This is a genomic window from Solibacillus sp. FSL H8-0523, from assembly GCF_038051985.1.
GTDB lineage: Bacteria > Bacillota > Bacilli > Bacillales_A > Planococcaceae > Solibacillus.
In genome coordinates, this window is the sequence record NZ_CP150291.1 from 3,242,376 (window position 1) to 3,254,840 (window position 12,465).

Below are 12,465 nucleotides of genomic sequence, written 5' to 3' on the forward strand. Positions count from 1 at the left end.
GACAAATACGCTTTTTTATTAAACAAACGGCAAACTCGCGAGTACTCCGTTATATAGCTTCACGACCGCATAGACAATTAACGCGAGTAATAAAAACCATGATAACACTTCAAAGAAAATCAGCCCAATGACACCAACAAATGACATATGCTGACTCATTTTATAGACATTAAAAATAAAATAAAAAAATACCGTTACTATAAAAACCGTTACTAGAACCATAATAGACTGAATCCCGATGACAGAAGCGAAAGCACCAAAGAAGAAAATTACATAGCCTCCACGTGCCGCATGAATTGTTTGGCCTTCTTTATCCTTCGAGAAAAATAACATGCCTAGCTCATGAATCGTTTCGCCAATTAATTTTAAGGCTGAAAAAATCATGAAAAAAATAAGTGCAAACACAATTAATAACACAAAGCGCAACTCTAAATCTGATAAAAACTCGCGCATTCCATTATAAACGCCGATTGCCTGAAAAAGCTGCAGTGATTCTGATACGGCAAATAGCCCAAATGTAAAGCTAAATAAAATGATTGTAATTAGTGGTAAATAGCCATATAAATATGGATTTTTCATAAATAATTTCCCTCAAAACTTGTCATATTTCTTCATTTACCCCGCAGTAACGGGCAGTAAGACGCCCATGTCAAGACTTGGTGGGCGATTAGCTGCCCGCAAAAGCTCGATTGGTGAAAACTAACAATCAGTGGAGTTTGAAAACCCCCACTGATTGAAGTTTTACTTTATCATAGCGAACAATGATGTTACGAGCAACCCTCTATTGACCTTGGCTGTTACCTGTAGCGTCTGCGGTATTGTGGATAAGGGTATGGGTATGATGGGTACGGCGGATAATAATAGTACGGAGGTGGATAACGATTAAATGATCCCCCTAAAAAACTACCTAAAAACCCTCCTAAAAATGGTGCACCAAATGGATAAAGCCCGTAGCCACCGTATGGATATGGATTCACCAACTAAGACTGCCTCCTCCCCTTTCTATTAGCATATGTATGTCATCCTATTGAGTTCGTAAATACTCCTAAAAAAACGCCTGTTAAGTTTTTACACTTAACAAGCGATTTTTAAACGTCTATTATTGGTTGTCACGTAATTCTACTAATGTCGCAAGCGTACGAACCATAGCACCTGTCCCACCTTTAGGGCCTAATGCATGTGGTGCATCTGCATCTGAAGTTCCTGCAATATCTAGGTGAATCCAAGGGGTATTTTCTGCGAATTCTCCTACGAAACCACCACCGAAAATCATATGACCGTCACGACCTGGTGAGTTGTTTAAGTCAGCCACATCTGATTTACGGATACGTTTTTTGTCGCTTTCCGTTAATGGTAAGCGCCATACGAACTCACCTGTTTCGAGTGCAGCATACATAAATTCTTCGAAAAATTCTTCGTTGTTCGTTAACGCGCCTGTTTTATCTTTACCAAGCGCAACGATAACACCACCTGTTAATGTCGCGACATCGATTAAATAATCTGCGCCCTGTTGTTTTGCATACGTAGTAGCATCTGCAAGTACTAAGCGACCTTCCGCATCGGTATTTAACACTTCTACAGTTTTGCCGTTGTACATGGTAATGACATCATCTGGCTTAAACGCTTCGCCTGAAACCATATTGTCTGTAGAACCGATAACTGCGACAACATTTTGTTTAGGACGTGTTTCACCGATAATGCGCATCGCACCAAGTACAGAAGCTGCGCCACCCATGTCGCCTTTCATTCCAACCATGCCTTCGCGTGGTTTTAGTGAATAACCGCCTGTGTCGTACGTTACGCCTTTACCGACAAAGCCGATGACATCTTCCCATTTTTCTTTCCCTTGGTATTTGATAGTAATTAAACGAGGTTCCTCTACTGAGCCTTTATTAACAGATAAGATACCACCCATACCAAGCTCTTCTAGTTGTTCTTTGTTTAACACTTCGATTTCTAGGTCATACTGATTCGCAAGCTCTGTTGCATAGTTTGCTAAATCCGTTGCTGTTAATAAGTTTGGCGGTAAGTTAATTAATGTACGCGCTTCATTTACCGCATCCGCATAAATTTTCCCTACTTCAAAGTTTGTGACAACATCATCCATTTCCGTATCTGTTACGAATTGGATTTGATCAAAGTGTACGTCTGTTTCGTTTGACGTTGTTTTATAGTTTTGTACAGAGTAAAAGCCTAGGTTTAAGCCTTCACCAGCTAAGTAAGCAACTTCTGTTTCTTCTAGATCATCTGTTGTAAATGACTCTATCCAAAGTGCCACATTACCAATTTTCGCTGCTTTTAATTCTTTACCTACTGCGGCAAATACTTCACGTAAGTCATCAGCCTTTAGGTTTTTTCGTTCACCTAAACCAACGAAGTATACGCGTTTTAATGTCGCTTGTGGGCCTGCATATGGTAGTTTCGTAATTTTTTTTAAGTCTGTCGTAATTTCGCCTGCACGTAACCAAGCGTCTACTGTTTCACCGTAAAATTCGCTAAATGCTGGCCAGTTTTTCATTTGCTCGCGGTGCTTTTGTACCCCGATAATTAATGTTTCTGAAGTTTGTGTGTCGAATGTTTGTGCTACTGTATTGATATTCATAACAAAACGCCTCCTTATATCTAGTTTCCATTATAACCAAAAAAGGTAGTTCGGGAAACGAAATACCCTAAATTCCCCGATTTTTTAAGTAATGTAGATGCTTTGCCAACAAACGAGCAATTTCGACTTTTATCGAATTAAGATATAAAAAAATAATAGCATCAGTGCTATAATAATAGCAATTACGAGAAAGTAGGTGTAATCATCGAACTTTTACAAAATACGCCACTTTGGCTAGGTGTGAGTGCCATTCTTTTTGCGCAATTATTAAAGGTGCCGATTAATTTTATTGTCACAAAAAAAATCGACTGGAGCTTACTGACATCTACAGGGGGTATGCCGAGTTCGCATTCAGCCGCCGTTACAAGTATTGCAACCGCAGTTGGCCTTGAAACAGGCTTTGATTCCCCTACTTTCGCTGTCGCTGCGATGCTCGCCGGAATCGTCATGTACGATGCAAGCCACGTGCGCTTCCAAGCCGGACAGCATGCCGCGGTGCTAAATGAACTACGTCACGACTTACAGCTATTTTTCAAGGAAATTAAACGCTGGCCAGAAATGAACGAACGGGAAAGAATTCAAGACTTAAAAACACTCCTTGGACATAAAAAAAGCGAGGTTCTCATCGGAGGACTCGCAGGAATTGTACTGTCTATTACTTGGTATATATTCCTAATCTAAAAAACACGCTTACAATTGTAGGCGTGTTTTTTACATCTTGGTTAGAACATTCGGTAGCCTGCTTTACGTAGCGCGATCATCACAAATCCTGCAACAATTGCCCCACCAAAACCACCTGATAAAATTAAAATATCTACAAGTTGTAGCGCTTGAGCTTTGTCGACTAATGCCGGGAAAGCTGTTCCTGGCTTGAAAATATAATCTAAAAAGCTCACTTCATCAATAATGAAGACAACGACAATCGGATAAAGCACGGCCATTAGCCACGTCATTCGTAATAACATGTTGATCAAAAAGCCAATTCCGAAAAACATGACAAAAAATAACACAATTGAAATAATTAATTGCACTAACGAAACATCATTCATGTTATGTATACCCCCAATAATCTCTCATAATTTTACATGATTAGTGGGTAGCTTTCAATCAGACATCCATAATAATGAAAATAAGAACGTAATTGTCAGAATTTATTCATATTAAATCTAGTTTCTATCATTTTCTAAGTGTTATTTCTTGAAATATAAATGATATTCGCTATAGCCAAATACATCGCCAGGATTAATATCTTCAATAATGGGATGCATGTGACGTGCCACATGCTCTTGTGCCATCTCTTTTAGCATGACAGACGATAACTCATTGACCGCAATGTCACTCGGCGCCATCCAGCATGCCTCGATAATTTCACGCTCTTGCAGTACAAAAGGTGCATCCTCCTCAACTGGTTTACAATAAAAGATCGCCATATTGTCACTAATTTCTCGTGCAATAACACCCGAACGAAATCCAACAAGCCCAATGACATGACACGCAATCCCTGTTTCTTCTAACACTTCACGCATCGCAGCCGTTGTTACCGTTTCTGCTTCTTGTACAAACCCTGCCGGTAAGGACCAAATGCCTTTTAATCCACCATATGTTTTTTTTACAAGTAGCCATTCACCCTTCGCATTTTCTACGATCGAACCCACCCCTAGCCACACTTTCCCTCTGTCCCTCTTTGCCATATTTAGTCCCCCGTATACGAAAAACATGCAAAGTATTCACTTTACATGTTTTTGTTGTTAAGTTCTTTGTACATTAGTTGACAATATTATGCTCATATAAGTAATCATAGGCAATATCAATAAATAAAAACTCTTCATTTGCTAGTGCCATTGAATACGTGCGTGTTAATTCGCCTGTTTCGATATCACTATAAACCGATGACAGATCTCCCTTATGATCCTTCGCTAGCTTAATAATATTTAATAAAAAATACGGACGCCAGCTCCAGTTTTTCCCGACAGCTGTCTCTTGCACTTCCCACTTGCCGTCTATCCAGCAAATGTTCGGGCTCGTTTGAAATCCGTTATTATCACAAATATAAATTCGGAACGCACAGTTTTGAAGTGTGTTCGCTAGCTGCATTAACTTTTCCTGTTGCTTACTAGAGGGTTGTATTTGCTCAACAATTGTACAAATTGTTTTTTCGAGACGTTTCATTTCCTCGTATTTATGCAGTAGCTGCTTTTTCTCCGTCGTAATAAACTGCTCGCATTCACTACGGAAACGTTCCTTTAACGCATCACGTGACGCAAATTCTTTATTTGGTGCTTGTAAATACGGGCCTTTATAATAGCGTGCGCCGTTTTTCCAGCCGTGCTGTAGCTGGTATACCGTTTCAATGTTTTCAATTAATAACAGTGTACCCATCTTCACCGCAAGTGCACGTATTGTAGCAAAGGCATGGTTTTGTGCGCCCCACAAGTTATAGTTTAGCTGCCCGACATTAATTTTTAATACAGCCGGTTCTACCATCAGTAAGTTTTCTAGTAGTGTTTGTGAACCAACATCTGCAAGCGCAATTTTCACCCCATACGTTTTAATGTAGCGAATGGCATGATGAAGTTGCCTCACATCACCTTTGTATTTATGTTCAGCCATCACCAATGTAATTTGCGGTAAATTTTCCTCGTCAATCAGCTCTTTTAACATGGCAAAATAACTTTCTCCGTAATCATTCGCTAACAAATTTGGATTGCACGGGATATAGAGCCCTACTTCCGCGATTAAATGCGACGCTGCTTGCAACGCTTTACGAACAAATAGCTGCTCAATTTCAGCACGCATCTCTATCGGTACCTCTTGCTCGTATGTAAAGTGCTCAATATTTACAAGGCCCGTTTCACCTTCTATTTGGCCAATCACTTCATACGCAACGACACGATGACCATCTGCACTATAAATTGGTTCATATAATATTTCAATTTGATCAAGTTTATCTAGTATTTCTAAAATACCCATGAATAAGCCTCCCTTTGTATAAAGACATATTTTATATGAAAAGGTTATGCCTCCAGATGAAAATTCATCCTCGTTATACCCCTTCTTAATCCCATTAACTTAATAATAATTCAAAAAATTCATTATGACAAAAGTATACGCTATTTCCTAGTAACGCGATAGGGTTTATTTTGTTATAGCAAAAAAAAGCTTTCTTCGATTTATATGTCTCGAAGAAAGCTTTTATTAAAAGTTTACATTATAATCGGTGCCAAAATATTTCGGTACCATTGTTTCGTATACTTGACCGTCAATCTCATGGCGTAGGCGTTTCACTTCGATATGGAAGTAATCGAGAATGTTTTGCTCGGTCATAATTTCTGACACTGGGCCTGTAATAATCGGTTGGTCTTTTGCGACCATTAATACTTTATCACCAAAATAAAAGGCATGGTTTGCATAGTGTGTATTAATAACACAAGCTAAGCCGCGCTCTTTTACTAACTTTTTAATCGTTTGTAAAATAATCTTTTGCTTATGAATATCTAAATGTGATTCTGGTTCATCTAATACTAAAATCTTCGGCTCCGCAACTAATGTACGCGCGATTAGAGCAAGCTGTAGTTCCCCACCACTTACCGCTGTACAAGGCTGATCTGCCAAATGTGAAATACCAACAAGCTCTAGCGCTTCATGTGCGGCATCACGGTCTTTTTGTGATGGCTGTTGGAATGCGCCAATATACACCGCGCGTCCCATTGTCACTAGATCTAAAATCGAATAGCTAAATGTCATTTTCGATGCTTGTGGTACATAGCCGATAATTTTCCACACGTCTTTTTGTGGCATTTTTGATAACACTTTCCCATCTAGCAGCGTTTCGCCACGCTCCCATTTGAATAAGCCCATCATACATTTTAACATCGTTGTTTTGCCGGCACCGTTTGGCCCAAGAATCGATAAGATTTCGCCTGGCTGTAAAGTGAAATTAATGTCGTTATTGTACAAAAACGTTTGCTCTTTTTTACGTCCTTTTTTCTTGTAAAAATAGTTGCCGTCTTTTACTTGTAGCATTATCCCCAGCCACCTCCAGTTTTGCGTAATAAATAGGCAAAGAATGGTGCACCGATAATGGCCGTTAAAATCGATAACGGAATTTCCGCTGCTGTTAAGCTACGGGCTAATGTATCAATAACTAGTAAATACATCGCACCGATCGAAATCGAGGCTGGCAGTACGTATTGGTTATTACTGCCGACAATCATACGCGCAATATGCGGAATAATTAAACCAACCCAACCGATAATCCCGGCAATAGCCACGGCTGCTGCCGTAATTAATGTCGCACCGCCGATTACTAACCATTTTAATTTCGTAACTGAAATCCCGAGTGAACGTGCTTCTTCTTCTGACAGCGATAAAATATTTAAGCGCCAGCGAAGTGTCACTAAAATCAGAATGCCGACTAAAATTAACGGGCCACCAATCATTAAATCTGAATAACTCGCCGTCCCAAGACTTCCCATTAACCAGTACGTAATCGATGGTAGCTTTTCTTCCGGATCTGCTAGAAACTTCACTAACGAAATAAGTGCTTGGAACAAGGCCCCTGTTACCGTACCTGCTAAAACGAGCATGAAAATTGGCATATCGCGCTTCACGCCACCAATTAAAAATGTAAATCCAATTGCCAACATACCCATTACTAACGCAAACATTTGCATCGTGAAACCTGTACCGAAAAATAATATCCCGATAGACGCACCAAAGCCAGCCCCGGCAGATACACCAAGTATATCAGGACTGACTAATGGGTTTGCAAACATCCCTTGGAATGCAGCACCAGCGATCGATAATCCACCGCCAATTAGCATGGCTAATAAAATACGTGGAAGACGAACGTTCATCACGACCGTCTCCTCTGTATCTGTCCATGTTTGCTCCATTGGAATGACTTGCGATAACAATATTTTCATTTGTACGATGAAATCAATCTGATAACGACCGATTCCAATCGATACAAGCGCTATAATGAGTGGCAATAGTAAAAGTGTCAGTTTAATTAACTTTGACTTCATAATGAGCCACCTTCATTGTGTTAGTATTTTGCTGCTTCTGATGATGGATTGAAGATGCCTGTTACTTGCTCATCAGATAAATCGTAATTGTAGTATCGTTTGTAGTAATCTTTAACCTCTGCGTTCATGTCATAGTCAAACACTTCTGGGTAGTTGTGCTGCGCCATCCATTTTAACATTAAAGGTGCGTCCCCACTTGGTGGATACCAGCGATAGATTCCCAGTGGCATTTTGTAAACTTTGCCGTCTTGTACCGCTTTTACTTTACTCCAGTCTTGCCCTTTGAACGTGTTGTCCATTAAATCTTGTGGTTGCGTTTCTGTGAAGTTTGTAATGTAAATGATGTCTGGGTTCATTTCATATATTTGCTCCATGTTTACTTGCTTAATTCCCTCGATACCTGCTTCAGCTGCTACATCAATCCCGCCTGTTGCGTTTAACCAACGATTACCGTGCATGCCTGTACCGGCAGTTGAAATTTCACCATCGCTATGATATTGCAGGAAGAATACGCGTGGCTTGTCTTCTTCTTTAATCGCTGCTTCAGCTAATTTGTCGTTAATTTCTTTTTGGTTTGCTTCACCTTCAGCAATAATTTGTGCTGGGCGCTCAGTTGTACCTGTAACTTCGCCTGTTAACTTTAACCAACGATTGATTGTATCTAGTGGGTTTAATGACGTATTCGCTGTATCAAGCGCTACCGTTGTAATACCCGTTTCTTCAAGCTTTTTAACTGTTTTTTCTTGGTTGGCAATTTCAAAGTATACGTCTGGATCAAGTGCTAATAATTGCTCCACGTTTACTTCGCCATTTTCAATAAAGTTTGTTTTCGCGTCTAAAATTGTTGGCGAAATATCTTTTAAGATTGAAAATGCTGCTGCGTTATATGAGTTCGGGTGAATCCCTTTAATTTCTTCAGTTGAGTTCGTTGCGATGAACCATGTAGAGAAGTACGGTAAAACAGACCCCATTACCACGCTATCTAATTGTGCTGGAATTTCAACTTCACGATTTAATTCATCGATCACCATTTTCGATTCTTGTGTTAGTTCTAATTCTTTACTTACTGTCGTTTCTTCATCACTACCACAAGCTGCTAATAATAAAGCAGACATTGCCGCCGCTGTTAAAAACTTATACTTGCCCTTCATTTATAGACCCCTCACTAAATTTGTTAGATTTTTCTAATTGAGAATGAGAACGATTTTCATACCTTCTAGTACTTTAATTTAAATAATGGAGATAGTCAATCTTTTTACACATACTTAGAATTTTTAGAATTATTAATTTGATACTACGATAATTATTTTTGATTTAAAATCATTTTTATAATACTTTCATCAGAAAATAGTTTATGCTAATTGAGAATAGTTAAAACGAGGAGGGCTTTTTGTGGCTCAAACAAAAGATATTTTATTTATCGATCCCGGACATGCTTTTGGTATCGAAAATCGAACATCTCCATTTATTACGGAAAACTTTACTGTGATTGACCAATATGATTTTGCCGATTTAGATGTAACACCATATAAATGTATCGTCGTACACGATTTTGTCGATCAAGTGTATTTAACGCGTCACCGTGCGAAAATTGAAGATTACTTAAATGATCGCAATATCGTTGTTTGGAGTGGGCATTTAATTCGTGAATGGCTACCAGGTTGTCCGATTTTCACTCCGAAAATAGTAAACGGCGTTGCGGACTATGACATTTCATTCGTAAAAGAGCACCCGGTTTTTGAGGGCGTTGATACAAATGAAATGACGTACAACAAAGGCGTTGCAGGCTTCTTTGCACGAGGCTCGCATACACCTGTTCCTGAGGGAGCTGAGGTGTTATTAACATTACCGAATGATGCGCATATTACGTATATTGACCGCAACACAACAAACGGCACGATTTTTGCACACGCCGGTCGAGACTTATTTGCACAGCGCATGCAAAAAAAATCTACAGACCGTATTAGTACGCAGTTGTTACAGTGGATTCATGATGAAGCAAAACGCTTAAAGGGGGATATTTAGCCGTGAGGAAAATCGCTGTAATCTTTAGTGGAAATGCACCACATGATCGTACATTTAATGAACCAAAATATAAAAAATACATCACAGAACTATTGTACTTCCCTGACTTCGAGAAGGCAGACTTGTCAGTGTTTGATGTGTTATTCGTGCCTTCTCAGCTAAATGAAAGCTTACTCATGAAAAACCGTGAGAAAATTCAGGGCTTTGCGGAAAGCGGTGGGGTTGTCGTGGCATTTGGTCCACAGCCATTCGACTGGATTCCTAACCAAAAATGGGAAGACCGCGAAACGAACTTCTGGTGGTGGCTTGAAAAAGGTGCCGACAGCGGTTTACGCTTAGCAGCACCCGAGTACGATTTATTTAAAAATTATTTAACGCTTGCTGATGCAACGTGGCACCAACACGGCGTATTTTGGCCAATAGATGGTGCGGAGAAAATCATCACAACCGTCGATGGTGGCGCTGTACTCTACGTCGATAAAGTAAGCTCAAAAGGTACATGGATTGTCACAACACTTGATCCAGACTACCACTTTGGCTCATACTTCATGCCGGCAACAGAACGCTTCTTAGACGGCTTCTTCCCTTGGTTGGTACAAGGCGAAATTTAAAAAATAAGGGTGCCCTTGTTCATATTGAACGAGGGCACCTCTAATCATTTATTCACAAATTTGCGGCTCTGCTGGTCGTGCTGCTGCTTTAAAGCTTGAGCCACAGCCACATGAAGCAAGTGCATTAGGGTTGTCGATGGTAAAACCGCCACCCATAAGTGATTGTTTAAAATCGATTTTTGTTCCTTGTAAAATGCCGGCATCTTCTTTTGACACTAAAATACGAATGCCGTGCTGGTTATCTGTAAAATCATCTTCGTTTACTTCATTATCAAAAGCCATGCCATACGATAGTCCGCTGCAACCGCCGCCTTTTACGGCAACACGTAAGCTCGCGTTGTCTTCTTCGTTATGAGCCATCATTTCTTTGACTTGAAATGAGGCTGCTTCTGTTAAAATTACTACTTCTTTTTCAATCGCCATTCCAGTCACCTTCCTTTGCATTTATCATATCAATAGTATTTCCCATCTGACAACAAAACTGCCTTAAAAGAAAAAAATACTAGTTACGCCAAAAAAACAAAAGGAATATTGTACTAATTTTTTCACAATATTTCTAATTATTAGTTACTACTTGTTAAAATTCTTGCTATAATAAACTATAAAGCCTCCACAGAAAGGTATGGTTACATGGAAATTTCTCCATTTTACGAAAAAAGTGTAGATTGTATACACTGCAAAAAAAGCTTCCCTACATTAAAAGTCCGTTCAAAATCGATTAAAATAGAACATACCGATACGGATTTCCAGCCGATTTATGCAGATCAGCATGTAAATGCTTTATATTATAATGTATTCGTCTGTCAGCATTGTGGATTTTCATTTACTGAAGACTTCAATAAATACTTTGCGCCTGGCGTAAAAGAACAACTCGATGCTCAAATTTGTAATAAATGGGTACCCCATAATTTTAAAACCGAACGTAGTATATTCGATGCAATCCAAGCGTATAAATTAGCATTTTTATGTGCAACGATAAAAAAAGAAAAGTATGTCATCACTTCTGGTTTGGCACTACGTCTTGCATGGTTATATCGTTCATTAAACAATGAGGGCCAAGAAAAACGTTTCTTAAAAATTGCACGCGATCATTACATGGAAACATTCTCAAATGGAGACTATTCAAGCACACAAATGTCTGATGTGCGTGTCATGTATATGATTGCCGAGCTCTCTCGTCGCTTAGAGGATTACGAAAACGCCACACGCTTCTTCTCACGCGTTATTGAGAGCCAACGTGTTGGTGGTGGTGAAGGTAAGCTTGTCGACATGGCAAAAGAGCAATGGGAGCTTGTACGCGAAGCCCGTGAACAACTAGCTAATTCATAAAATGTTATAAGAAAAGCGCATTCGCGCCCTTTTAGCTGCGACAAGTGTTGGAGGAAGGATCCTAGCGTGCTTGCCACGCGTAGAGCCTTTCGAAACGCCTCGAGCAGCTGGCGCGCATGCCTAGACGTAAAAAGAGCAGGAGAAATAATTCTCCTGCTCTTTAGTCATGTTTAATTAGAATACTTGCTCGACTTCAATAATACCTGGCACTTCTTCTAATAATGCACGTTCAATACCAGCTTTTAATGTGATTGTAGAACTTGGGCAGCTACCGCATGCACCTAATAAACGTAATTTTACGATACCGTCTTCAATGTCTACTAATTCACAGTCACCGCCGTCACGTAATAGGAACGGACGTAATTTATCTAAAACTTCTTGTACTTGTTGATATTGTTCTGTTTCTGTCATTTTACTCGACTCCCTTCACTAAAGTTATTATAATGTGAAGAAGTAAAAAAATCCATTATTGAATAACGAAAGGTTTGAATTTCTATGTCTACTAAAGCTCCAGTGATTGAAGTTTTCGGTGCAGATATTATGTGCGCCAGCTGTGTCAATGCTCCGTCCTCTAAGGATACATACGAATGGCTACAAGCAGCCATCTCGCGTAAATATCCAGATCAAGCCTTTTCGATTCGCTATATCGATATCGAAGGTGCTATTGAGAATGAACGCGACCAAGATTTTGCCAATCGTATTCAAGAAGATGAATTTTTCTATCCACTCGTATTAATTAACGATGAAGTGGTCGGTGAAGGCTATGTGCAAATCAAGCCCGTCTTTGCTGCACTTGAAAATGCTGGGTTCACTTCAATCGACGAATAAAAAGAACGTCCAAGCCTATCATACCCTGGCTTGGACGTTTTTA

Annotated in this window: 15 protein-coding genes and 1 pseudogene; 5 read left to right on the forward strand and 11 right to left on the reverse strand. The window is 39.6% G+C overall.

Features of this window, described 5'->3' with window-relative positions; genetic code table 11:
- Positions 1-18 precede the first annotated feature (18 nt).
- The 3 genes from NSQ62_RS16295 to NSQ62_RS16305 all read right to left on the reverse strand — a co-directional run bounded on the left by NSQ62_RS16295 (position 19) and on the right by NSQ62_RS16305 (position 2,602).
- Positions 19-579, reverse strand: a complete 561-nt coding sequence (locus tag NSQ62_RS16295) for a YufK family protein (protein WP_341321146.1) — start codon at positions 577-579, stop codon at positions 19-21.
- Between the two features lie 218 nt (positions 580-797).
- Positions 798-980, reverse strand: a complete 183-nt coding sequence (locus NSQ62_RS16300) for a uroporphyrin-III methyltransferase (RefSeq protein WP_341321147.1) — start codon at positions 978-980, stop codon at positions 798-800.
- A gap of 119 nt (positions 981-1,099) precedes the next feature.
- Complete coding sequence (locus NSQ62_RS16305; RefSeq protein ID WP_341321148.1) at positions 1,100-2,602, reverse strand: leucyl aminopeptidase; 1,503 nt, start codon at positions 2,600-2,602, stop codon at positions 1,100-1,102.
- A 204-nt stretch (positions 2,603-2,806) separates the two neighbouring features.
- Between NSQ62_RS16305 and NSQ62_RS16310 the strand changes: the two genes are divergently transcribed.
- Positions 2,807-3,283 (forward strand): divergent PAP2 family protein, encoded by a 477-nt coding sequence (locus tag NSQ62_RS16310; protein ID WP_341323956.1) that lies wholly within the window; start codon positions 2,807-2,809, stop codon positions 3,281-3,283.
- A gap of 41 nt (positions 3,284-3,324) precedes the next feature.
- On the opposite strand, the gene NSQ62_RS16315 is transcribed toward NSQ62_RS16310, so the two are convergent.
- The 6 genes from NSQ62_RS16315 to NSQ62_RS16340 form a co-directional block, all read right to left on the reverse strand.
- Positions 3,325-3,651: a YuiB family protein gene (locus NSQ62_RS16315; RefSeq protein WP_341321149.1), complete on the reverse strand. Its 327-nt coding sequence runs from the start codon at positions 3,649-3,651 to the stop codon at positions 3,325-3,327.
- A 141-nt stretch (positions 3,652-3,792) separates the two neighbouring features.
- Positions 3,793-4,293: an NUDIX hydrolase gene (locus NSQ62_RS16320; RefSeq protein ID WP_341321150.1), complete on the reverse strand. Its 501-nt coding sequence runs from the start codon at positions 4,291-4,293 to the stop codon at positions 3,793-3,795.
- Between the two features lie 73 nt (positions 4,294-4,366).
- On the reverse strand, positions 4,367-5,572 hold the full coding sequence (locus NSQ62_RS16325) for an EAL-associated domain-containing protein (RefSeq protein WP_341321151.1): 1,206 nt from the start codon (positions 5,570-5,572) through the stop codon (positions 4,367-4,369).
- 225 nt (positions 5,573-5,797) lie between these two features.
- Positions 5,798-6,628, reverse strand: a complete 831-nt coding sequence (locus tag NSQ62_RS16330; protein WP_341323957.1) for an ABC transporter ATP-binding protein — start codon at positions 6,626-6,628, stop codon at positions 5,798-5,800.
- Positions 6,625-7,629, reverse strand: a complete 1,005-nt coding sequence (locus NSQ62_RS16335) for an iron ABC transporter permease (protein ID WP_341321152.1) — start codon at positions 7,627-7,629, stop codon at positions 6,625-6,627. Before NSQ62_RS16335 ends, NSQ62_RS16330 begins: the two co-directional genes overlap by 4 nt.
- Before the next feature lie 20 nt (positions 7,630-7,649).
- Positions 7,650-8,780: an ABC transporter substrate-binding protein gene (locus NSQ62_RS16340; protein WP_341321153.1), complete on the reverse strand. Its 1,131-nt coding sequence runs from the start codon at positions 8,778-8,780 to the stop codon at positions 7,650-7,652.
- Positions 8,781-9,021: 241 nt separating this feature from the next.
- Between NSQ62_RS16340 and NSQ62_RS16345 the strand changes: the two genes are divergently transcribed.
- Positions 9,022-9,654 carry a phosphate starvation-inducible protein PhoH gene (locus NSQ62_RS16345; RefSeq protein ID WP_341321154.1) on the forward strand — a complete coding sequence of 211 codons (633 nt, stop codon included), beginning with the start codon at positions 9,022-9,024 and terminating at the stop codon, positions 9,652-9,654.
- Between the two features lie 2 nt (positions 9,655-9,656).
- The gene (locus NSQ62_RS16350; protein WP_341321155.1) at positions 9,657-10,265 is read left to right on the forward strand and encodes a hypothetical protein; all 609 of its coding nucleotides are present in this window, start codon (positions 9,657-9,659) and stop codon (positions 10,263-10,265) included.
- A gap of 48 nt (positions 10,266-10,313) precedes the next feature.
- Here the strand turns inward: NSQ62_RS16350 and NSQ62_RS16355 are convergent, their stop codons facing one another.
- A complete protein-coding gene (locus NSQ62_RS16355; protein ID WP_341321156.1) occupies positions 10,314-10,688 on the reverse strand; it encodes an iron-sulfur cluster assembly accessory protein in 375 nt (124 codons plus the stop codon).
- A gap of 207 nt (positions 10,689-10,895) precedes the next feature.
- Here NSQ62_RS16355 and NSQ62_RS16360 point away from each other — a divergent pair, with 207 nt between their 5' ends.
- Positions 10,896-11,594 (forward strand): DUF2225 domain-containing protein, encoded by a 699-nt coding sequence (locus tag NSQ62_RS16360; RefSeq protein WP_341321157.1) that lies wholly within the window; start codon positions 10,896-10,898, stop codon positions 11,592-11,594.
- Positions 11,595-11,768: 174 nt separating this feature from the next.
- Here the strand turns inward: NSQ62_RS16360 and NSQ62_RS16365 are convergent.
- A pseudogene (locus NSQ62_RS16365) lies at positions 11,769-12,061 on the reverse strand (NifU family protein).
- Between the two features lie 28 nt (positions 12,062-12,089).
- On the opposite strand from NSQ62_RS16365, the gene NSQ62_RS16370 reads away from it, so the two are divergent.
- Complete coding sequence (locus NSQ62_RS16370; protein WP_341321158.1) at positions 12,090-12,422, forward strand: YuzD family protein; 333 nt, start codon at positions 12,090-12,092, stop codon at positions 12,420-12,422.
- Positions 12,423-12,465: the final 43 nt, after the last annotated feature.

Bases quoted from the DNA above. Each gene is read 5' to 3' on its own strand.
- NSQ62_RS16295 (WP_341321146.1), bottom strand. From the start codon at position 579: ATGAAAAATCCATATTTATATGGCTATTTACCACTAATTACAATCATT.
- NSQ62_RS16305 (WP_341321148.1), bottom strand. From the start codon at position 2,602: ATGAATATCAATACAGTAGCACAAACATTCGACACACAAACTTCAGAA.
- NSQ62_RS16315 (WP_341321149.1), bottom strand. From the start codon at position 3,651: ATGAATGATGTTTCGTTAGTGCAATTAATTATTTCAATTGTGTTATTT.
- NSQ62_RS16320 (WP_341321150.1), bottom strand. From the start codon at position 4,293: ATGGCAAAGAGGGACAGAGGGAAAGTGTGGCTAGGGGTGGGTTCGATC.
- NSQ62_RS16325 (WP_341321151.1), bottom strand. From the start codon at position 5,572: ATGGGTATTTTAGAAATACTAGATAAACTTGATCAAATTGAAATATTA.
- NSQ62_RS16335 (WP_341321152.1), bottom strand. From the start codon at position 7,629: ATGAAGTCAAAGTTAATTAAACTGACACTTTTACTATTGCCACTCATT.
- NSQ62_RS16340 (WP_341321153.1), bottom strand. From the start codon at position 8,780: ATGAAGGGCAAGTATAAGTTTTTAACAGCGGCGGCAATGTCTGCTTTA.
- NSQ62_RS16355 (WP_341321156.1), bottom strand. From the start codon at position 10,688: ATGGCGATTGAAAAAGAAGTAGTAATTTTAACAGAAGCAGCCTCATTT.
- NSQ62_RS16360 (WP_341321157.1), top strand. From the start codon at position 10,896: ATGGAAATTTCTCCATTTTACGAAAAAAGTGTAGATTGTATACACTGC.
- NSQ62_RS16370 (WP_341321158.1), top strand. From the start codon at position 12,090: ATGTCTACTAAAGCTCCAGTGATTGAAGTTTTCGGTGCAGATATTATG.